At 60.7% G+C, this 17,888-nt stretch carries 22 protein-coding genes, 3 pseudogenes and 1 other annotated feature; of the genes and pseudogenes, 21 read left to right on the top strand and 4 right to left on the bottom strand.

Features of this window, described 5'->3' with window-relative positions:
• The first annotated feature begins 33 nt into the window (after window positions 1-33).
• The 6 genes from IVB23_RS15450 to IVB23_RS15425 all read left to right on the top strand — a co-directional run bounded on the left by IVB23_RS15450 (window position 34) and on the right by IVB23_RS15425 (window position 3,036).
• Window positions 34-354 (top strand): DUF736 domain-containing protein, encoded by a 321-nt coding sequence (locus IVB23_RS15450; RefSeq protein WP_247278035.1) that lies wholly within the window; start codon window positions 34-36, stop codon window positions 352-354.
• Between the two features lie 659 nt (window positions 355-1,013).
• Window positions 1,014-1,274 carry a hypothetical protein gene (locus IVB23_RS15445; protein WP_247804090.1) on the top strand — a complete coding sequence of 87 codons (261 nt, stop codon included), beginning with the start codon at window positions 1,014-1,016 and terminating at the stop codon, window positions 1,272-1,274.
• 189 nt (window positions 1,275-1,463) lie between these two features.
• The gene (locus IVB23_RS15440) at window positions 1,464-1,691 is read left to right on the top strand and encodes a hypothetical protein (RefSeq protein ID WP_247804089.1); all 228 of its coding nucleotides are present in this window, start codon (window positions 1,464-1,466) and stop codon (window positions 1,689-1,691) included.
• Window positions 1,692-2,053: 362 nt separating this feature from the next.
• Complete coding sequence (locus tag IVB23_RS15435) at window positions 2,054-2,476, top strand: transposase (RefSeq protein ID WP_247804088.1); 423 nt, start codon at window positions 2,054-2,056, stop codon at window positions 2,474-2,476.
• On the top strand, window positions 2,473-2,826 hold the full coding sequence (gene tnpB / locus IVB23_RS15430) for an IS66 family insertion sequence element accessory protein TnpB (protein ID WP_247803849.1): 354 nt from the start codon (window positions 2,473-2,475) through the stop codon (window positions 2,824-2,826). Before IVB23_RS15435 ends, tnpB (IVB23_RS15430) begins: the two co-directional genes overlap by 4 nt.
• 69 nt (window positions 2,827-2,895) lie before the next feature.
• Entirely contained in the window at window positions 2,896-3,036 is a 141-nt protein-coding gene (locus IVB23_RS15425; protein WP_247804086.1) for a hypothetical protein, read from the top strand.
• Window positions 3,037-3,204: 168 nt separating this feature from the next.
• Here IVB23_RS15425 and IVB23_RS15420 read toward each other — a convergent pair.
• Window positions 3,205-4,660, bottom strand: a pseudogene (locus IVB23_RS15420) (IS1182 family transposase).
• A gap of 76 nt (window positions 4,661-4,736) precedes the next feature.
• Between IVB23_RS15420 and IVB23_RS15415 the strand changes: the two are divergent.
• The 4 genes and pseudogenes from IVB23_RS15415 to IVB23_RS15400 all read left to right on the top strand — a co-directional run.
• Window positions 4,737-6,155, top strand: a complete 1,419-nt coding sequence (locus IVB23_RS15415; protein ID WP_247804084.1) for an IS66 family transposase — start codon at window positions 4,737-4,739, stop codon at window positions 6,153-6,155.
• Between the two features lie 911 nt (window positions 6,156-7,066).
• Window positions 7,067-8,298 (top strand): IS3 family transposase gene (locus tag IVB23_RS15410; protein WP_247800019.1). Its coding sequence is split into 2 segments (ribosomal slippage): window positions 7,067-7,358 and window positions 7,358-8,298, totalling 1,233 coding nucleotides; the frame shifts between segments, so codons are not numbered across the junction.
• Window positions 7,351-7,467 (top strand) — a sequence feature (AL1L pseudoknot). (Overlaps the previous gene by 117 nt.)
• A gap of 252 nt (window positions 8,299-8,550) precedes the next feature.
• The gene (locus tag IVB23_RS15405) at window positions 8,551-9,354 is read left to right on the top strand and encodes a ferredoxin--NADP reductase (RefSeq protein WP_247804082.1); all 804 of its coding nucleotides are present in this window, start codon (window positions 8,551-8,553) and stop codon (window positions 9,352-9,354) included.
• A 1,174-nt stretch (window positions 9,355-10,528) separates the two neighbouring features.
• Window positions 10,529-10,662: pseudogene (locus IVB23_RS15400) on the top strand (DUF736 family protein); the annotation flags it as partial.
• Window positions 10,663-10,733: 71 nt separating this feature from the next.
• On the opposite strand, the pseudogene IVB23_RS15395 reads toward IVB23_RS15400, so the two are convergent.
• A pseudogene (locus tag IVB23_RS15395) lies at window positions 10,734-10,901 on the bottom strand (helix-turn-helix transcriptional regulator); the annotation flags it as partial.
• Window positions 10,902-10,936: 35 nt separating this feature from the next.
• On the opposite strand from IVB23_RS15395, the gene IVB23_RS39470 reads away from it, so the two are divergent.
• The 4 genes from IVB23_RS39470 to IVB23_RS15380 all read left to right on the top strand — a co-directional run bounded on the left by IVB23_RS39470 (window position 10,937) and on the right by IVB23_RS15380 (window position 12,506).
• On the top strand, window positions 10,937-11,116 hold the full coding sequence (locus tag IVB23_RS39470) for a DUF2285 domain-containing protein (protein ID WP_346659149.1): 180 nt from the start codon (window positions 10,937-10,939) through the stop codon (window positions 11,114-11,116).
• Complete coding sequence (locus tag IVB23_RS39465; RefSeq protein ID WP_346659148.1) at window positions 11,034-11,243, top strand: DUF2285 domain-containing protein; 210 nt, start codon at window positions 11,034-11,036, stop codon at window positions 11,241-11,243. The genes IVB23_RS39470 and IVB23_RS39465 overlap by 83 nt, the downstream gene beginning before the upstream one ends.
• 78 nt (window positions 11,244-11,321) lie before the next feature.
• Window positions 11,322-11,600, top strand: coding sequence for a helix-turn-helix domain-containing protein (locus IVB23_RS15385; protein WP_148742779.1), 279 nt, complete (start codon window positions 11,322-11,324; stop codon window positions 11,598-11,600).
• A 3-nt stretch (window positions 11,601-11,603) separates the two neighbouring features.
• Window positions 11,604-12,506, top strand: a complete 903-nt coding sequence (locus IVB23_RS15380; RefSeq protein WP_247804080.1) for a replication initiator protein A — start codon at window positions 11,604-11,606, stop codon at window positions 12,504-12,506.
• A 587-nt stretch (window positions 12,507-13,093) separates the two neighbouring features.
• On the opposite strand, the gene IVB23_RS15375 is transcribed toward IVB23_RS15380, so the two are convergent.
• Together IVB23_RS15375 and IVB23_RS15370 are read right to left on the bottom strand one after the other, a co-directional pair.
• Window positions 13,094-13,258, bottom strand: coding sequence for a hypothetical protein (locus IVB23_RS15375; protein WP_247804078.1), 165 nt, complete (start codon window positions 13,256-13,258; stop codon window positions 13,094-13,096).
• Between the two features lie 45 nt (window positions 13,259-13,303).
• Window positions 13,304-14,113, bottom strand: coding sequence for a transposase (locus IVB23_RS15370; RefSeq protein WP_247804077.1), 810 nt, complete (start codon window positions 14,111-14,113; stop codon window positions 13,304-13,306).
• 184 nt (window positions 14,114-14,297) lie between these two features.
• Between IVB23_RS15370 and IVB23_RS15365 the strand changes: the two genes are divergently transcribed.
• The 7 genes from IVB23_RS15365 (at window position 14,298) to tnpB (IVB23_RS15335) (ending at window position 17,848) form a co-directional block, all read left to right on the top strand.
• On the top strand, window positions 14,298-14,483 hold the full coding sequence (locus IVB23_RS15365) for a hypothetical protein (protein ID WP_247804075.1): 186 nt from the start codon (window positions 14,298-14,300) through the stop codon (window positions 14,481-14,483).
• Window positions 14,461-14,922, top strand: coding sequence for a DUF2840 domain-containing protein (locus tag IVB23_RS15360; protein WP_247804073.1), 462 nt, complete (start codon window positions 14,461-14,463; stop codon window positions 14,920-14,922). Before IVB23_RS15365 ends, IVB23_RS15360 begins: the two co-directional genes overlap by 23 nt.
• A 41-nt stretch (window positions 14,923-14,963) precedes the next feature.
• Window positions 14,964-15,428: a S26 family signal peptidase gene (locus tag IVB23_RS15355; protein WP_247804072.1), complete on the top strand. Its 465-nt coding sequence runs from the start codon at window positions 14,964-14,966 to the stop codon at window positions 15,426-15,428.
• Window positions 15,429-15,727: 299 nt separating this feature from the next.
• Window positions 15,728-16,321, top strand: a complete 594-nt coding sequence (locus IVB23_RS15350) for a lytic transglycosylase domain-containing protein (RefSeq protein ID WP_247804070.1) — start codon at window positions 15,728-15,730, stop codon at window positions 16,319-16,321.
• 241 nt (window positions 16,322-16,562) lie between these two features.
• Entirely contained in the window at window positions 16,563-16,997 is a 435-nt protein-coding gene (locus tag IVB23_RS15345) for a hypothetical protein (RefSeq protein ID WP_247804069.1), read from the top strand.
• A gap of 84 nt (window positions 16,998-17,081) precedes the next feature.
• Entirely contained in the window at window positions 17,082-17,501 is a 420-nt protein-coding gene (locus IVB23_RS15340) for a transposase (protein ID WP_247800831.1), read from the top strand.
• Window positions 17,495-17,848 (top strand): IS66 family insertion sequence element accessory protein TnpB, encoded by a 354-nt coding sequence (gene tnpB, locus IVB23_RS15335; protein WP_247342129.1) that lies wholly within the window; start codon window positions 17,495-17,497, stop codon window positions 17,846-17,848. The genes IVB23_RS15340 and tnpB (IVB23_RS15335) overlap by 7 nt, the downstream gene beginning before the upstream one ends.
• Window positions 17,849-17,888: the final 40 nt, after the last annotated feature.

Genomic DNA, 17,888 nt, shown 5'->3' with positions numbered 1-17,888 from the left:
TCGCGGGCTCGAAACACAAACAGGAGAAGTAACATGGCTAACATCGGTTCGTTCAAGAAGGTCGGTAACGAGTTTCACGGCGAGATCGTCACCCTGAGCCTTCAGACCAAGGGCGTCCGCATCGTCGCCGAAACCAACCGCTCCAGCGACAACGCGCCCAGCCACCGCATCTACGTGGGCCGGGCGGAGATCGGAGCAGCCTGGTCGAAGCGCTCCGAGGAGGGCCGCGACTACCTCTCGCTCAAGCTCGACGATCCCTCATTCAACGCACCGATCTACGCGAACTTGTTCGATGACGAAGGCGGCGAGGGGTACACCCTGCTCTGGTCGCGGCCGCGCAAGAACGGCGAGTGAGACTCGCTCTAAAGCCCCGCCCGAGTTGATCGGGCGGGTTCCTTTTGGAGCCTAAAGTCGAAAACATCAACGCTGCCGCTGCATCGGCGCAGTCGATTTTCGTGATTTCGCGTTCTAGAGCTCGCAGTGCCACAACCGATCATAAAGTCGCTCTTACGCAGCAGTGCTATTTCTTCTTGGAACGTGGCTCGCCGGCTTGCGGACTTTTAGGCGAAGTCCTTCGGTGTCGTCGCTCCTCTGGGTGGCTGAACAGAGCCTTCAGCATAAGTGAACACCCAGCGTGTCGGCCAGCCAGTCGAGAAAGATCAATTCTCCGGTTCTCAGATTGCCTTTCGAGGCCACCCATATATGAGTGGTCACTGCCGACACTGTAGGCACGTTGCTCTTGGGGCACCGAGGCCTTGCCGATGCTGGTGCCAGTCGTGCGGAGCGCGTCTGCCTCGCCGCTGCGCAACCGTCTGCTGATCTTGCATCGGGCAGCAACAGACAGGCACCCAATGGCTGGTGTGCTGTAGTGCGCATTCAGGGAGCGCAACATCACCTTTGGTTCAAAAAGGCGCCGCGGCCAGTGTCCCGAGCCACAACTCTGCAATCGTAGATTTGCATTACATTTGCGTCGCTGTGCCAAGATGGAGGATGTAGCAGGGACGGAGAATGTGATGGAGGTCCGGCAACTTGCCTCCCTGACATTGAGCGATGAAGTTCGTGCCGAACTGAAGTCGCTGACGACGCGGCGGAAGACGGCGCTGGTGCTGGCGCTGCGAGCGCGGATCGTGCTGACCTGCGCGGAAGGCGGTCAGAACAAGGAAGTGGCGGCCAAGCTGGGCCTTGACGGGTCGTCGGTAGGCGGCGGCGTTTTGTGGAGCGGCGCGTGGACGGGCTGCACGACGAGCCGCGCTCCGGGCGCCGCGTACGGTTGAGGATGCCCGCATCGAAGCGGCGATCGTGAGGACATTGGAGAGTTGCCCTGAGAACGCCATCCATCGGAGTTCCCGCGGTATGGCGAAGGCCAGCGGCCTGTCGGTGTCGACCGTGCAACGTATCTGGCGGGTCTTCGGGCTCCAGCCGCACCGGACGGAGGCCTTCAGGCTCTCCACGATCCAAACTTCATGGCCAAAGTGCGCGACGTCGTGGGCCTATACGTCTGGCCGCCGGAGCACGGTGTCGTTCTATGCGTGGATGAGAAGTCCCAATCCGGGCGCTGGACCGCAGCCATCATGCTGCCGATGCGTCCCGGCCAGCCGGCCCGAAGGAAGCATGACTACAGAAGACATGGCACCACATCGCTGTTCGCCGCTCTCGACACTGCGACCGGACGAGCCATCGGCGAGTGCTAGGGAGGTCACCGTGCTGCCAAATTCCGTCAGTTCCTCGACGAGATCGAGGCCGCTGTGCCGCGCGAACTCGACGTCCATCTCGTCATGGACGCCACGCATAAGCCCGCACTGATCCAACGATGGATGGCTAAAAGGCCGCCCTGGCACGTGCACCTGACCCGACCAGCTCGCATGGCTCAACCAGGTCGGGCGCTTCTTCGCTCTCCTCACGGATAAGATCAGGCGCGGCGCAGCGTCGCCGCCCTCCGGGCAGACATCACTTCGTTTATTGATCGACACAACGTAAGCGCGAAGCCGATACCCTTGCTTCAGAATTCGAATGAACGTGCGAAGAAGCCTCCGGCTCTGGACGGAGGTTTGGGATGGGATTGGACAGCAAAAAGGACGTCCATTTGGACGGCTCATCGGTAGGGCCGGTGAGCCGGCTGGAGGTCCTTGAAGGACCGTCGGGACGCCGCGTGCGTTCGGAGGCTGAGAGAGCTCGGATCGTCGCCGAGAGTCTGCTACCCGGTGCCCAGGTGTCCGAGGTAGCGCGCAAGCACGGAGCGACGCGCTGGCAGATTTACGATTGGCGACGACGCTTCCGACAGCGAGGCATGTGGGCGCCGTGCGAGGCGTCGCAGTCGACATTCGCGCCGCTGGTCGTGGAAAGCGCGTTGGAGGCGGGTCACGTTCCGGCCATCAAGCTTGAGATCGCGATCGGCGATGTCGTGCTGCGGACGGACACAGCCATAGATGGCGAGCAGCTGTCCCGGGTGATCCGCGCAGTGCGAGCGTCACGATGATCGCGGCCGGTGCCGATCTGAAGATTTACATCGCGACGCGGCCGATCGACTTCCGCTGTGGCCATGATGGGCTTGCGACGAAGGTGCAGGAGATGCTTCGCCTCGACCCGTTCAGCGGCGCAGCCTTCGTGTTCCGATCGAAACGAGCGGACCGGATCAAGATTTTGGTCTGGGATCGAACGGGCCTGGTGCTGGTGCACAAGCGTCTCGAAGGTTGCAAGTTCGTTTGGCCAACGATCGCAGACGGCGTGATGCGCATATCGCCGGCGATGTTCGCAGCCCTGTTCGAGGGGCTGGATTGGAGGTTGGTCCGCCCGGAAGAAGCGCGGCGTCCCCAGGCAGCTGGATAACTGCGGCAGATTGACTCGGAAGCTATTTTGAACGTGGCACGCGCAGTGACGATGTGCTCGAAATAGCGCATGAGCATTGCGGCGCTGCGCAACGAAAATGAACGCCTGAAAGCGCTTTTGGCGCAAACGCAGGCAGCCTTGAGCGAGCATCAGGGGGCACTGGCGGCATCGGAGGAAGCGCGACGTCGGCTGGAGGTCCAGACTGTGTAAAAACGTTTTTCTTCCCCCCAAAAACAGCACGCAACCGGGGACGACCCGCGTCGACACAACGGTCTGAGCATTTTTTGCTTGATCGAGTCCGGGGCCAACCCGAGCGCAAGCTCGGGCCACGCTGCGCGACCTGAACGGTCACACGATGCGCATAACAGCACGAACTCTTCACGCCTGGATCGCCAGCAGGAGCGGCTTGATCCCGACGATGTTCATTACGCGCGTGAGGTTGTAGGCGAGTACGTTCAGCGCCATTTCGGTCGCGACATTGGGCAACCGCTTCATTAGAAAGTGTGTTGCCCCCATCCGCATCTTCAGTGTGGCGAACGGATGCTCGACAGTTTCGCGGCGCACACGCATGGCTTGCGGGTTCTGATCGAGCCGCCTCTGCGCCGCCTCGACGACATGTTCGTGTTCCCAGCGTCTGATGCGGCGCTCGTTGGACGTTGTGCACTGATCCTTGAGCGGGCATGTGCGGCACGCCTTCGTCAAGTAGATCCGCATTTTTTGGCCATCTTCATCAGCGGTGAAGTGGTGCGCCAGCTTCTCGCCGGCCGGACAGCGATAGACATCGTCCTTGGCCAAATAGACAAAGTCAGGTTTCCCAAAGCGGCCCGCCGACTTGGCTCCCGAGGTTTGCGGCTTGGGTAGCGTGACGGCGACCCCGGCCTGTTCGCATGCCAGGAGTTCTTCACCCTTAAAGTAGCCCCGATCCGCAACGACGTCCAAATGATCGCTGCACAGCGCGGCTTTCGCCGCCTGCGCCATCGTCGCCAGCTGCGATCGATCGGTGCCGACGTTGGTGGACCTCGTGCGCGACAATCAGATGGTTCGTGGTGTCGACCGCACTTTGTACGTTGTAGGCGACCATGCCGGAGCCGCGCCCGCTCGTTGCCATCGAGCGGCAATCGGGATCGGTCAGCGATATCTGCTTGTCGGGCGAGGCGAGCAATGCCTTTTCAATCGCGGCCAGCCGTTTCACTTCTTCTTCGAGCTTCGCCAGCTTTTCCCTAAGTCGCGTCTTGGTCAGAAGCAGCGTTTCCGACGGCTCTTCTCCTGCCGCAGTCTGGCGGTCGGCGGTGTCCAGTTGACTCATGTAGCGCGCCACGCTCTCTTCGATCTGCTTCTGGCGGCGCTGGATCTTGCCTTGCGTGAAGTTGTTGTCCCGACTGTTCACGGCCTTAAACTTGCTGCCGTCGATGGCAACGCTGGCCTTCGTCAGCAGACCCATCTTGCGGCACAACTCGACGAATTGCGCGCAAACCTTCTTGATCGCAGCGCCGTTATCCTTGCGGAAGTCGGCGATGGTTTTGTGATCGGGCGCGAGCCGTCCGGTCAGCCACATCACCTCGAGATTGCGGCCAGCCTCGCGCTCCAGCCGCCGGCTCGACTGCACCCGGTTGAGATAGCCGTAAATGTAAAGCTTGAGCATCGGCGATGGATGGTACGCCGGCCGGCCGGTCGCCGCAGGATCAACGCCATCGAACCCGAGGTCGCGGAGTTCCAACGCCTCCACGAACACATCGACCGCGCGAATAGAATTGCCCTGGTCGACCCAATCATCGAGGCATTCCGGCAGCAACGTCGTCTGCTGGCGATCCGCCGCTTGAACGAAACCCTGCATCACTTCCCCCGCCGATTCAGCAAGAGAATCATACCATCGACCAGGTTTTCACACAGCCTGGGTCATTCTCGGGGAATTGCGACGCGAGAAGTTCGGCGCGACGTCCGAGAAGCTGCGGCCAGATCAGTATCACTTGCCGCTGGAAGACGTGGAGATCGCGCAAGGCATCCTGGACGCGGCGCAGGAGAGAGCCGAGGCTGTGATCCAGGGCCGATCGCGGACCGCGCCGGATCAAGGTTCTCATCGCAATCGCGGCTGCTTGCCTGCCCATTTGCCGCGGGTGGAACGGATCATCGAGCCTGCGAGCACGCTCTGTCCGTGCGGTTGCGGCGCCATGACGAAGATCGGCGAGGACGTCAGCAAACGCCTCGACGTGATCCCGGCGCAATGGCGCGTGCTGATCACACGCCGCCCGAAATACATCTGTCGCCGCTGCTCGGGCCCTGTCGTGCAGGCGCACGCACCGGAGCACGTGGTGCCTGGTGGACTGCCGACCGAAGCGGCGATTGCGCACGTGATCGTCTCCAAGTTTGGTGACCATACGCCGTTTTACCGCCAGTCCGAGATCTATGCGCGTCAGGGCATCCGGCTTGATCGGGCGACACTGGGCAACTGGTCCGGTCGCGCCTGCTTCCATCTTCAACCCATGGCGGACCACATGCGCCGCCACCTGGCCATGGCGGATCGTCTGTTCATGGACGAAACCACGGCGCCGGTACTCGATCCCGGGCGCGGCCAAACGAAGAAAGGCTACTTCTGGGCGATCGTGTCCGATGACCGCGGCCACAGCGGCCCAAGTCCGCCGATCGTGCTGTTCCGATATGCCCCCAGTCGCAGCGGTGCCTTCGCTGAGCAGTTCCTGGACGGCTTTGGCGGACGCTTCCTGCAATGCGATGCCTATGGCGGTTATGACCGGCTAACCGAAGTCGCCCGACCACAGGGGTCGTGGACGCTCGTGCATTGCTGGAGCCATTTGCGCCGGCGTTTTGTCAAATTGGCCCGCAACAGCAAATCGCCGATCGCTGAGGCCGCCATTCGGCACATCGCACAGCTTTACGCTATCGAAGCCATGGTGCGCGGCTCATCGTCGGACATTCGGCTGGCCGCACGCAAGGAGCATTCGTTGGCTCTCGTCGCCGCGTTAAAGCCGTGGTTCGAGAAACAGTTGTCGATGATCTCCAGCGGCTCGACGCTCGCCGACGACATCCGCTACGCGCTCAATCACTGGCAAGGGCTGACCCGCTTCCTCGAAGACGGGCGCCTCGAGCTTGACACGAACCCGGTCGAGAACGCCATCCGGCCAGTCTGCCTGACCAGAAAAAATGCGCTCTTCGCCGGTCATGAAGTGGGCGCGGAAAACTGGGCCTTGCTCGCCTCGATCGTCGCCACCTGCAAGCTCAACGACGTTAACCCGGCCGCCTACATCGCCGAAACACTCGAGGCAATCATCGACGGCCATCCCCATAGCCGCATCGAAGACCTCATGCCGTGGTGATTCCGCAAAACGTCAAGCCAGCCTCAATAGGGTTGCGGCTAAGCGCTTACGACACAACGTCGATCCCAAACCGTTCCGATGGAGGAAGTCCGCCGATCACATCCTTGCATTCATCGAACGCTTCTGCCGGTACAATGCCCCGACAAACACGATGTGATGTTGCGATCTTGTTCAGGACAGGGCCTTCTATTCCGCCGAACTGCCGCTCGATGCAGACCTTGAAGTCCGTGCCCATGCCTCTTGTGCTTCCGCTTCGGTCCTTGCTTGAGTGGAGGCTGAAAGCACGCGGCTGTCTGCATCGGACCGAGCATGTGCCGTCATGACAAGGCCCGCAGGCGGTAGGGAAAGTTCGGGACAAGGTGCGGCGTGAAATCCATCGAAGAAGGTGGCCAAGATGCAGGATTTAGCCGTGAACACGCGCCTCATTGCATTAAGTAACATCACAGAGTTGTTATAGTCAGCTTGAGCAATCACGCGCGGTCGAAGAAAGCATGTTCAGGGGATTGATATCTCGGCGAATCTCGGAGCGTCGATCCTCATTGAGGTTCCCGTTCTAGTAGCTTTGCAACCGAGCGCAAGGTCTAGGCGAGATGGAAGAGGTATTTTGTACGAAACGCTCCACTGAAGCCGAGACACCACACTCAGGTGGGAAACGGGATTGTTTGTTCACTATGTACTGTGTTTGTCGGAGCAAATGCGCCCAAGTCTGCCATTGCGTCTGCTCGAGGTGGGCACGGCCACTCGGCGGGGAGTGAGCTGGCAAGCCAGCCTACCGCCCCGCGTGAACTGGGGAAAAACTTCATCTGGGGATGCCGGCGGGCTGAAGAGTAAAGCGATTAGATAATCTACGTGAATGGGCAGTGAACCGCCCCGGGTTTGCCGGAGGCTCCAACTCCTGAGAGGATGGAGCCATGACGAGCAAGACAACGAACAAGTTTTCACCCGAGGTCCGGACCCGAGCGGTTCGGATGGTTCTGGATCACGCCGGCGAGCACCCGTCGCGCTGGGCGGCAGTGACGTCAATCGCGGCCAAGATCGGCTGCACGCCGCAGACGCTGCATGACTGGGTCAAGAAGGCCGAGGTCGATAGCGGGCAGCGGACCGGCGTTCCGACCGATACGGCCGAGAAGCTGAAGGCGCTCGAACGGGAGAACCGCGAGCTTCGGCAGGCCAACGAGATCCTGCGCAAGGCAAGCGCCTATTTTGCGATGGCGGAGCTCGACCGCCGGTCCAAGCCATGATCGCCTTCATTGACGATCATCGTGGGGCGCATGGGGTCGAGCCGATCTGCAAGGTGTTGCCGATTGCCCCCTCGACCTACCACGCCCATGTCGCGAAGCGGCGCGATCCGGCCACGCGGTCGGCGCGCGCCAGGCTGGACGCCGCGCTGAAGATCGAGGTTCGGCGCGTCTTCGATCAAAACTTCTCCGTCTACGGCGTGCGCAAGGTCTGGCGGCAGCTCAAGCGCGAAGGCTTCGATGTTGCCCGTTGCACGGTGTCGCGACTGATGCGGGACATGGGTTTGCAAGGGGTCATCCGCGGCAAATCCGTCAAGACCACGATCAGCGACAAGGCCGCGCCATGCCCGATGGATCACGTCAATCGCCAGTTCAAGGCACCAAGGCCGAACGTCCTCTGGCTCTCCGACTTCACCTATGTCGCGACCTGGACCGGCTTCGTCTACGTCGCCTTTGTGATCGACGCCTATGCCCGCAGGATCGTGGGCTGGCGGGCCTCCCGCACGGCGCACGCAGGCTTCGTGCTCGATGCGCTGGAGCAGGCCCTGCACGATCGCCGACCGGTCCATCGCGGCGGGCTCGTGCATCATAGCGATAGGGGCAGCCAATACGTCTCTATCAAATACACCGAACGCCTGGCTGAAGCTGGCGTCGAGCCTTCTGTCGGCAGCGTCGGAGATTCCTATGACAACGCTCTCGCCGAAACCATCAACGGTCTCTACAAGGCCGAGGTGATCCATCGGCGCGGACCATGGCGCAGCTTCGAGGCCGTCGAGTTCGCGACGCTGGAATGGGTGGACTGGTTCAACAACCGGCGGCTCCTGGAGCCCATCGGCAACATCCCGCCGGCCGAAGCCGAGCAACGCTACTACGCCATGCTGGAACAACCGGCCATGGCGGCATAACTTAAACCAAATGGCCTCCGGCAAACCCGGGGCGGTTCAGCAGCGCCTGGGGTTGATCGCTACAGGAGGGGCACAGGCCGATCTTCTAATGAAAGCCAAAGCGGTTGTGGGCGTGAAGCTATCGGTCCGACTCTACTTCATCGAGAGCCTCATCTGGTGCTTGTATTATGCTCATTCGGAAAATTGGTGCAAACTTTGCGCGAACGCGGCCCGTGGATTTGGATCATGCCTTAATTTCGCCGAGACGGTGAGATGAGCAAGTTCAGCCAGGAAAACGTACTGAGCGTCCATCACTGGACCGACAATCTCTTCAGCTTCACCACGACCCGGAATCCGTCGTTCTGCTTCCGTAGCGGTGAATTCACCATGATCGGGCGCAAGGTCGACGAGAAGCCGCTGCTGCGGGCCTACAGCCTCGCCAGCGCTCATTACGAGAACCGGTTGGAATTCTTCTCGATCAAGACACCGGATGGTCCCTTAACCTCGCGTCTGCAGCATCTGAAGGAGGGTGACGAGATCATCGTCAGCCGCAAGGCGACGGGGACGCTGGTCATCGATAATCTCGAGGACGGGCGCAATCTGTATCTGATCGGCACCGGCACCGGGCTTGCGCCGTTCCTGAGCGTGATCAAGGATCCCGAAACCTATTTGCGATTCGAGAATGTCGTGCTGCTGCATGGCTGCCGCCGCGTCGCCGAGCTCGCCTATGGCGAGATGATCACGGAAAAACTGCCGCGCGACGAACTGGTCGGCGACTTCGCGCGCTACCAGCTGATCTATTATCCGACCGTGACGCGCGATCGCTTCTATAACCGCGGCCGGGCCACCGATCTGATCGTTTCAGGCAAGCTGTTTGCGGATATCGAATTGCCGGAACTGGAGCCGCAGCATGACCGCGTCATGATCTGTGGCAGCCCCGGCTTGGTGCGCGATGCCCGTGAGCTATTGGTGGCGAAGGGCTTTGTCGAAGGGAATCAAGGCAAGCCGGCGCAATTCGTGTTCGAAAAAGAGCTCGCAGAACGAAACAGGTTCGTCTTCGGAGAAGGGGGCACATGAACCATGACGACAAAGTACGAACCGCCATGAAGCATCGACGATGACAGACGAAGAGCGCGAGCTAGAGCGCTGCAAGCAAGAAATTCTTCGTCTCACACAGCTGGTTGTGTTTCTCAAACGGCAGGTTGTGCAGCTTTCTGAAATCGTCTTACGCAACGTCGTAAAGAGCGTCGGGGGCGGAAAGTCGGAACGCTCGTGAGTCTGTGAGCGACGCTGAAGTAGCGCGTTGTTTCCCAGCAGCGTGGATCCCTCGCTTTGGGCGGCGGGGAGCGGCCCCGCCCTTGCGCTCATCGGGACCGGGCTCTCAATTTTCAGTCGGAGGCGCGGTGCATATGAGGACTAATGTTCAACCGTGACGGTGACTTTGGCCTCAACTTGCGGCCTATCACTACGCTTTGCTTGTCGCGTTGTCCCTGTTGTGCAGCATTGGTCACCTTCTAACAGGGGCCAATTTTGAGCTTTCTCTTAACCGCGGATGAGAGAGCATCGGGTACGTTTTTTGATAGATTGCGCGCGCCAAAGCGAAAGAGCGGCGGAGCGATCAAACGGAATTCGCTAAGGGCCAGCCGGGAACATGGAGTTGCAATAAAGTCATCTCCTCTTATGCGGATTTGGCGAGACAAGGCTGGGGCGATTTTAATTGAGTGCGGCCTGATTGCGGCCGGGATTTCTGCTACTGTTGGCCTTGCGCTGACTGTTCTTTCACCAACCGCAATGTAGCTTGCAGTTCTTTACCTTCACCAAACTGTTCGACGCGCCAGCTCGAGAAGTTGGATCTCGTACCTGAACCCAGCAATAGGAGGAAAGGCGAATGACCGTTAGCAAGTATCAGTTCAGGCACGAGCTGCGGCTGTTGATCGACACGCAGATCAGCTCCTCGAGCCGTTCGCAGACTACGTGCTAGCACATGGGAGCTGGAAAAGGCGAAGAACAGGCTGGAGTTGGACGCTGAGAAATTCCCGGACGAGGAGGTCGACGCCTGTGAATTATAGCGCCGGCCCGAGCGCTTAGCACTCGTTGATCAATCCTCGGGCGGAGGCTGTGTTGGAATGGTAAAGCCCGCCTTTAGGTAGCCTATTGTGACCATGTCTTGAAGCCCTAATTTCCGGTCCTCATAGAAGAATTGCCGGGTAAACGGCTCATAAGCTTGCTATTTGGTGCGCAGTATAATCGCGAGATAGGCGCAGTGTGGTCAACGCGCTCCGAAGGAAGCGCGCGAATACCTCTCACACGAGCTTGACGATCCTCCTCGACGCGCCGATATACGCGAACCTGTTCGATGACGAAGGCGGCGAAGGCTACACCCTAGGCGGAGCTTCGTGTTCAAGCCATGCAGCAACTGCCGAGCAACCGGAAATAAGCGTCTGGCCGAAGTCCTTTCATTTTTGCTTCGGCGTCTTGGTTCGCTCTTTGCAGAATTCCTCATCAGGCAACACGAGATCGACGTGGCTAAGGCCTAATGTGATCGCGAGTTCGAACAGCGTCACTACCGTGGGATTGCGCCGGCCACGCTCTAAATCGCTGATGTATTACTGAGTAAAGCCGGACGCCTCGGAGATCCGCGTGCACGCTTCACGTCGGCGTGTGGCGCGCTATCATCGGCCGCGCCCCAGGCCCCCCCTTTTATCAGCTTTCGGCGCAGCGACGCGAACGATTGGCCTTGGCGCTGTGCGCGCTCGATGGGCTCTTGGATGGCGCGCGTCATCGCCGAAGTGTTGTTCAGCCGAAAACGCATCCCTGGACGCGCCTGGAAAACCCATGAGCTGCGCAGCCGGACCATCCGCCTGGTGCAAGCCGGCTTGGCTCTGATGCGCGGCGGCATCCCTCATCTCGCAGGGAGTAGAGCAGGGGTGCCGAAAACCATCGGTCCATCTTCGGCATCCCCCTGAGCACTCCTACTCCGTCATGGTGACCGTCGACGCGCGACCGAACCCGGTCGCGCTCCAGACGACCACGGAGCCTCGCAAATGCCCGATCCGAACGCCGGCTTGCCGCCGCGATACCTGCGCACGCCCGAGGCGGCGCGCTTTCTCGGACTGTCCGGTCGCACCCTCGAAAAGCACCGCACCTATGGCACAGGCCCGACGTACCGGAAGCTGGGCGGCCGCGTTGTGTATGCGCTCGAAGACCTGACGGCGTGGGTTGACCGCGGCGCCAAAACGTCCACCAGCGATCCTGGCGCAGGCACAGTCCTGCCCGCGAAACGGCACACGCCGATTCCGTATGCGGGCAAGGAGCGGCGCTGACCTTTGCCCGACAGCAACTCAACTGTATCCGGGAGGCGGCGGTCAGAGCGCGACCAACTCGATCTGTTTCGCGCGCTTCCTGGCGATCTCGCTGCACGGGACGCGCAAGGCTTGATGGCGTATCCGTTCTTTTCGCTAGCAAAGTCGAAGCGGATCGTCCCGATCGACTTCCGCGCAGGCACCATCACCATCCGTGTCGAAGCGGTGCCGGAACATGGCCTGGCCACGATCTGGGACGCGGACGTTCTGATTTTGGCTGCCGCACAGATTGTCCAGGCCCGTGATGCCGGGTTGAAAACCTCGCGCCTGATGTCCACCACCCCCTATGAGATCCTGACCTTCGTCGGCCGCGGCACTAGCGTACGCGACTACGACCGCCTCAAGGCTGCGCTCGACCGTTTGCAATCAACCAGCGTCATGACCTCAATCCGGCAACCGACAGAACGGTCGCGGCATCGCTTCTCCTGGATAAACGAATGGAAACACACAAGCGATGTGCACGGGCATGCCCGTGGGATTGAGTTGATCTTACCCGATTGGTTCTACACGGGCGTTCTAAACGAATCGCTCGTGCTGACCATTGACCGCGCGTATTTCGATCTGACCGCTGGACTGGAACGTTGGCTCTATCGCCTCGTCCGCGAGCACGGGGATCATCAGCATAGCGGTTGGAGCTTCGGGCTCGTGCACTTGCATGCCAAGTCCGGGAGCCTCGCGCCGCTGAAGCACTTCGCCTACGACCTGCGCCGAATCGTGCATCATCAGACCTTGCCGGGCTATCGGCTGGCTATCACACACGACCTGAATGGCGAAGAACGATTGAATTTCGCACCCGTCCAGATCGACCCGCCTACGCGGCGATTGCGAAAGCGTGGCCTTAGCAGCCCTGCGGGGGATAAGCTGTGAATTCGCTCGTGTTATCAGGGACTGGAAGACTCGTGCCATCGGGGACCCGATCCGCGTGCTACCGAGGACCGAAATCGCACCTAAAACACTGCGACGCCAATCTTTCCAGCTCTCTTAACTTTACTAACGTAGTGACACTAACGTCTTGTTGTGAATCAGTGCGTTGTGAACAAGTTAGCCGCGCGGGCAACGAGGATGCCTCATGCGCTTACTCTCTCACGCGCAAGACCTTCCTGCAATGCGATTCTTGTCACGAGCGCACGCGCGCGGACGCGATCGCGCGCAAAATCACGCGATCAGCAGCATCGTTGTCACCACCGCGTTACGCTCGTTCGTTTCCGTTGCGCCAGCTCGCTCGTCGAGGAGAACTCGCTAAGGTCCGTGGTTGGCACGGCCGCTACCACATGCCGGAATCTGGAGAATGGGCGGTCAGGCCAACCAGCGCCGTGCTTGATGGCTTCAAAAGTGTGCATGAAGCCGCTGGCAGCAAAAGTAGCGATCTCACCCAAATCCCCGTCTGGTTGGGAGACGCCGCTCCGCCGTGGCGGAAGAAGCCGCTCGTGGAAACGGCCGGGTCGCGGAGATCCTCAGGCCACCGCAGCGAGCCGGCCGCGCTTCACGCCCGCGCCAAACCGGAAGGTCGTGCCATCGATCCAGATCTTGTGCAGCAGCACGGCGAGCGCGCGCGCCACCGCGGTCGCCGCGCGCTTCAGCCCCTTCTTCCTGGCCAGCCGCAGGCCCCACAGCCGCACCTTAAAACTCTTCGGAATGCGCGTGAGGATCGCGATCGCCGCCTCCTACGGGATCGCTCGCGTCAGCTCATCGCCGCATTTGAAGATGCTGCCGATCCGGTCGGTCTGGCCGGATTGATAGCGCCGCGTCGTCAGCCGGAAAGGGGCGCCAACATTGGTCGACTTCTTGAATCTCGCCGGATCATCGACGGTGGCGCGAAACGTCACTCCGAGCGCGCCGACCGGGGGCACCGTCATCATCCGTCGCACCGCGCTGTCGCTGCGCGCAGCCACCACCGGCAGGCGGTGCAGTTTTGTCAGCTGCAGCCGCATGGCGTTGCGGGCGTCGAACAGCGGGGCGACGATCGCTTCCAATTCTCTCTTTCCGGCCATGATCTCGTGCACCCGCGCGTCAAAACGGCCGACCGAGATCTCGCCGACATTGAGGCCGAACGAGCGCAACAGGCCGCGGATCATGTTCTCCATGCCCAGCATCTTGCCGCGCATCGCCTTGCGCCCGACCAGCGGCGCGCGCAGCGGCTGTGCGCTCTCCGACTTGACATGAACCGTACGGAACCAACCAGTCCGCATCATCTGCGCAATGCCTTTGGCGTTACGGTCGGTCTTGTTCAGCATCGCGTTCAGCGCCGCCTTGGCGTGCCGGCTCTCGAGGCAGATCACGGCGCGGGCCTTTTCGGAAAGCGCCGTGAACAGCCAGGCGCTGTACGAGAACGCTTCCAGGCCGACGCGCTTGAGGTGGATTCCCCATTTCGCCAGGAACAGTTCGATCGCGTCCGGATCGGTCTCGAGTGTCGCTTCCTGGACGACGTTATCGTCGCCGTCCACCACGCAAACGTTCGTTGCCTGCAGCGACACGTCGAGCCCTGCATAAGATTCCGTCGTTCGTCTCTACCATTCTCCGCCGGAACGCGCCGCCCGTTCCGTTCCCGGATTGTCGCGAAGCAACATGTCCGCAATCCGGCCGGCGAGGGGACACAAGTCACTACCTCGGAAAACCTGCAGTGCTTTCGATTCCTTCTAACGAATTGGAGCCTCGCCGATGTGGTCCTTTGCAGCAGGATTGCTGCAAGCCTTCGACGACCACGATCCATCGAAGCGTCATTACAGCCGTCCTGCCGATCGCAAAGGCTTCTCGCACGATGCGCCGGTGATAGCCATTCTCGGCACGTCCAAAGTCCCCCTCAACAATATGGAGCAGTCAGGTGAGCGACCTCACAACTGTTGAGCTATTGTGGCTCGAGAAGCGCATCGAAAATCGAATCCGGTTCGGTAAACCTGCATCAGAGAAGATCGTTCATCACCGGCGCATTCTCTCGTTTTTGCCCGGCAGCATCTTCGCGTTCGTGCGCTGGACGTCCAACGACTTCGGAACCATCCTGTCTCGGATCGACATTTTACGCGCCGTCGCGCCAGGCCAGCGATACTCAACCGTGCCTTGGGTCAGCCCCGGCGGCGAAAGCCTGCTGCGATTAGCTGGTTGGCCAAAGGTCGAACGCGTTCTCCAGTTGATCGACTCCGTAGAGTCACTAGGCATCGATCCTGCCGATGCAGCCCCCGCGTATTGGCATCACGCCCACAACCGTCTTTCTGTCAACGAAAAGCCACGAGCTTATACCCGTGCACGCCACCAGGCGTGGCTCCATCGGCACAGGATGGCACTCTGATGGGACGGTTGGGGAACATTCTTGCGATGTGTGGGGCCACAATGCTCGCGCTCTGGCCAGTCAACAACACCTCACCATTGTACATCTGGAATGCCTCGGACAGCGTGCCGATCGGGGTCTATCGCTTGCAAGAGGCCGGACCATTGTACGTCACTGAGCTCGTGGCGGTTCGAACGCCAGACCCGCTCGCGACTTTTCTCGATCTCAACGGCTATTTGCCAAGCGGCCTTCCAATGCTCAAGCGTGTGCTGGCGCTGCCCGGCCAAACCGTCTGCAGAACGGGCCTCGCAATCATCGTCGACAGCATACACATGGGTGAGGCAAGTGAGCGCGATCGTCGCGGCCGGCCGTTGCCGGTCTGGCAGGGCTGCCGGGTCATTGCTGAGGGCGAAGTGTTTCTCATGAACTGGCAGTCGGCGGACTCGCTAGACGGCCGATATTTCGGACCCCTGCCGAGATCGGCCGTTATTGGGCGAGCGCTCCCGGTGTGGACCAGAGAGAAGTGACAATGCCGGCTCTCCCCTGTTGGCCTGTCATTTCTCCATACGGCCGGGCGCAACATCGTTCCTCCGTCTCGGCCAGCTTCTTGAGAATCGGCGCGCATTGGCCCAGGATCAGGCGGCCTCAAGGCCGGCTGGGAGAAACTTTATATTTGGCGGCAGTCCGCACAATGCGATGTGGGGCCACTGCTTGCTTTTTGGGAATTCTGCTGACGTTCGGACCGCCCTCGAGCGCCAGAGCGGAGGTCGCATCGCGGCCTGCGCACTCCATAACCCTGCTTCGTAGCGTTGCATACGCCGCGTTCGTGACCGAAGCCTCCAACCGGTTCGCGATCCCGGAGCGTTGGATCGATGCCGTGATGCAGGTCGAAAGTGGCGGTAATGCGCACGCCATATCGCCTCGAGGAGCGCTCGGGCTGATGCAAATCAAGCCCGCGACCTGGGTCGAACTGAGCGCTCGTCACGATCTCGGTATCGATCCGTTTGATCCGCACGACAATATTATAGCTGGGGCAGCGTACATCCGCGAGATGCTCGACCGGTTCGGATGGGGAGGGTTTCTTGCAGCCTACAATGCGGGACCGAAGCGGTATGACGAGCATTTGGCGACAGGTCGATCGCTTCCAGAAGAAACGCAAACCTATGTAGCCAGACTCGCAGCATTGATCGGAGTTGAGCAACGCAACAGCCGTGGTTCGGCCGCCAGACACGTCGTCCTGTGGCAGCAAGCTCCAGTTTTTGTTGAGCGATCTGGCAGCTCGTCCGCTGCCGACAACTTTGCATCAGGAGTGCGCACAATGAATTCGTCGAAGGCAGCGCCTAAAGCTGTTGCCAGTGCACTTGTACCTCGCGCGACGGGGCTGTTTTGGCATCGATCAATCAAGGTGCAGTCTCCATGACAGAAATCGGATTTGGTCGCATGGCCTCGAAGGTTCGCGCATGTTTGAGAATGGCCGGGAGGAAGCAGGGGGGAGCCGACCGCCGAGGGCAGGATAAAAGCCGCAAGGTGCGGCCGGTCGGTTGTGCGAGAAAGTGTACCGATTTCAATGATCGACTAAACATTGCGGCGACTCGGAGCAAAGTTCAGCCTTCCCCAAGGCGCTGTTCTTACACGGTTTTCGATGCCTTGCGGCGGCCGGAATGACGCGCGACGATGATCTTCGGATCCGTCCCGGCCGTATCCGTTCCACGCGCGCGCCCCGGACAAAACCATTTCTGGCGCAGGTACTCACAGCCGCTCAGAAGGCCGGCGGCCTCTCGCGAGGCAAGGATGGCCACGGCCGTAAGTTTGGACGCGGCCGCGCCGCGAGCATCGCTGCGGCACGGCTCCTCAACGCCCGCGGCCGCGGCGCTATGGTCAAGGCGCGGGTGGTGCGGCGGATGCGTTCGCCGGGCGCGTTGCGCAACCATATCGGTTACCTGCAGCGCGACGGAGTCACACGCGGCGGCGCTCCGGGCAAACTATTCGACGCTGCGGGGGATGATGCGGACGGTCGCGCCTTCGTCACGCGTTGCGAGGGTGACCGCCATCATTTTAGGTTCATTGTCTCGCCTGATGATGCTGGTGAACTGTAAGCGTAGCGCCGCGGCCGTTCAGATTGTTTGTGCGCTGTCTTGGGAGCACCGTTAGAAGAGTCATCTTCTGCAAGGGTGCTCACAATGGACGACCATTCGGACGACATAAGACGACCGTCGCCGCGTATCGAAGTGTATACTGGTGCAGGTCGAAAGCGCTGGCCGGACGATTTGAAGGCACAGATTGCCGCGGAAAGCTTCGAGCGGGGCGCGATTGTCACAGATGTCGCCCGCCGCCATGGCTGCCGGCCCCAGCAGGTGCATGACTGGCGGCGCCGAGCGCGTTTGGGCCAGTTGGTGCTGCCGGCTTCGGCGGATACCTTATCGTTTGTGCCTTTGGTGTCGGAATCGTCGCTACCCGCGGCTGCGGAGCCCTCCGTATCGGCGGAAGCAGCTGTTGTTATGGTCGAGTTCCAGGGTGCACGGGTAGAGGTACGCGGGACGCCTGGCCTTGGGGTGCTAAGTGACGTGTTCACGGCTCTGCGACGGACACGTTCATGCTGACGCCACCCGCGGGCCTCACGATTTACGTTGCGACCCAACCTGTGGACTTCAGAAAGGGTGCGGATGGCTTGGCGCTCTTGGCGAAGGAGACGCTGGGCCAAGACCCGATGAAGGGTGTGGCGGTGGTCTTCCGGGCGAAGCGCGCCGATCGAGTGAAGATTGTCGTCTGGGATGGCACCGGCCTGGTGATGTACTGGAAGCGGCTCGATAGCAGCGGCTTCAAATGGCCTCCCATCGTGGCCGGCATGATGCGCATGAATGCCGCGCAGTTGTCCGCGCTTCTGGCCGGCATGGATTGGACACGCATGCACGCACCTAGAATCCCGCAACCGAAAGCACTTGCGTAGGGAATAAAATCTTCGCTGCATCGAGGCGCGAAGCATGGCA

Source organism: Bradyrhizobium sp. 191 (assembly GCF_023100985.1).
Lineage (GTDB): Bacteria > Pseudomonadota > Alphaproteobacteria > Rhizobiales > Xanthobacteraceae > Bradyrhizobium > Bradyrhizobium diversitatis.
Note: the sequence above shows the minus strand (reverse complement) of the source record. Positions and strands in the feature narration are given on the sequence as shown.

Bases quoted from the DNA above. Each gene is read 5' to 3' on its own strand.
- IVB23_RS15340 (WP_247800831.1), top strand. From the start codon at position 17,082: ATGGACGACCATTCGGACGACATAAGACGACCGTCGCCGCGTATCGAA.
- IVB23_RS15355 (WP_247804072.1), top strand. From the start codon at position 14,964: ATGCTCGCGCTCTGGCCAGTCAACAACACCTCACCATTGTACATCTGG.
- tnpB (WP_247803849.1), top strand. From the start codon at position 2,473: ATGATCGCGGCCGGTGCCGATCTGAAGATTTACATCGCGACGCGGCCG.
- IVB23_RS15445 (WP_247804090.1), top strand. From the start codon at position 1,014: ATGGAGGTCCGGCAACTTGCCTCCCTGACATTGAGCGATGAAGTTCGT.
- IVB23_RS15440 (WP_247804089.1), top strand. From the start codon at position 1,464: ATGGCCAAAGTGCGCGACGTCGTGGGCCTATACGTCTGGCCGCCGGAG.
- IVB23_RS15385 (WP_148742779.1), top strand. From the start codon at position 11,322: ATGCCCGATCCGAACGCCGGCTTGCCGCCGCGATACCTGCGCACGCCC.
- tnpB (WP_247342129.1), top strand. From the start codon at position 17,495: ATGCTGACGCCACCCGCGGGCCTCACGATTTACGTTGCGACCCAACCT.
- IVB23_RS15435 (WP_247804088.1), top strand. From the start codon at position 2,054: ATGGGATTGGACAGCAAAAAGGACGTCCATTTGGACGGCTCATCGGTA.
- IVB23_RS15450 (WP_247278035.1), top strand. From the start codon at position 34: ATGGCTAACATCGGTTCGTTCAAGAAGGTCGGTAACGAGTTTCACGGC.
- IVB23_RS39465 (WP_346659148.1), top strand. From the start codon at position 11,034: ATGGGCTCTTGGATGGCGCGCGTCATCGCCGAAGTGTTGTTCAGCCGA.
- IVB23_RS15345 (WP_247804069.1), top strand. From the start codon at position 16,563: ATGACGCGCGACGATGATCTTCGGATCCGTCCCGGCCGTATCCGTTCC.
- IVB23_RS15405 (WP_247804082.1), top strand. From the start codon at position 8,551: ATGAGCAAGTTCAGCCAGGAAAACGTACTGAGCGTCCATCACTGGACC.
- IVB23_RS15365 (WP_247804075.1), top strand. From the start codon at position 14,298: ATGTGGTCCTTTGCAGCAGGATTGCTGCAAGCCTTCGACGACCACGAT.
- IVB23_RS15425 (WP_247804086.1), top strand. From the start codon at position 2,896: ATGAGCATTGCGGCGCTGCGCAACGAAAATGAACGCCTGAAAGCGCTT.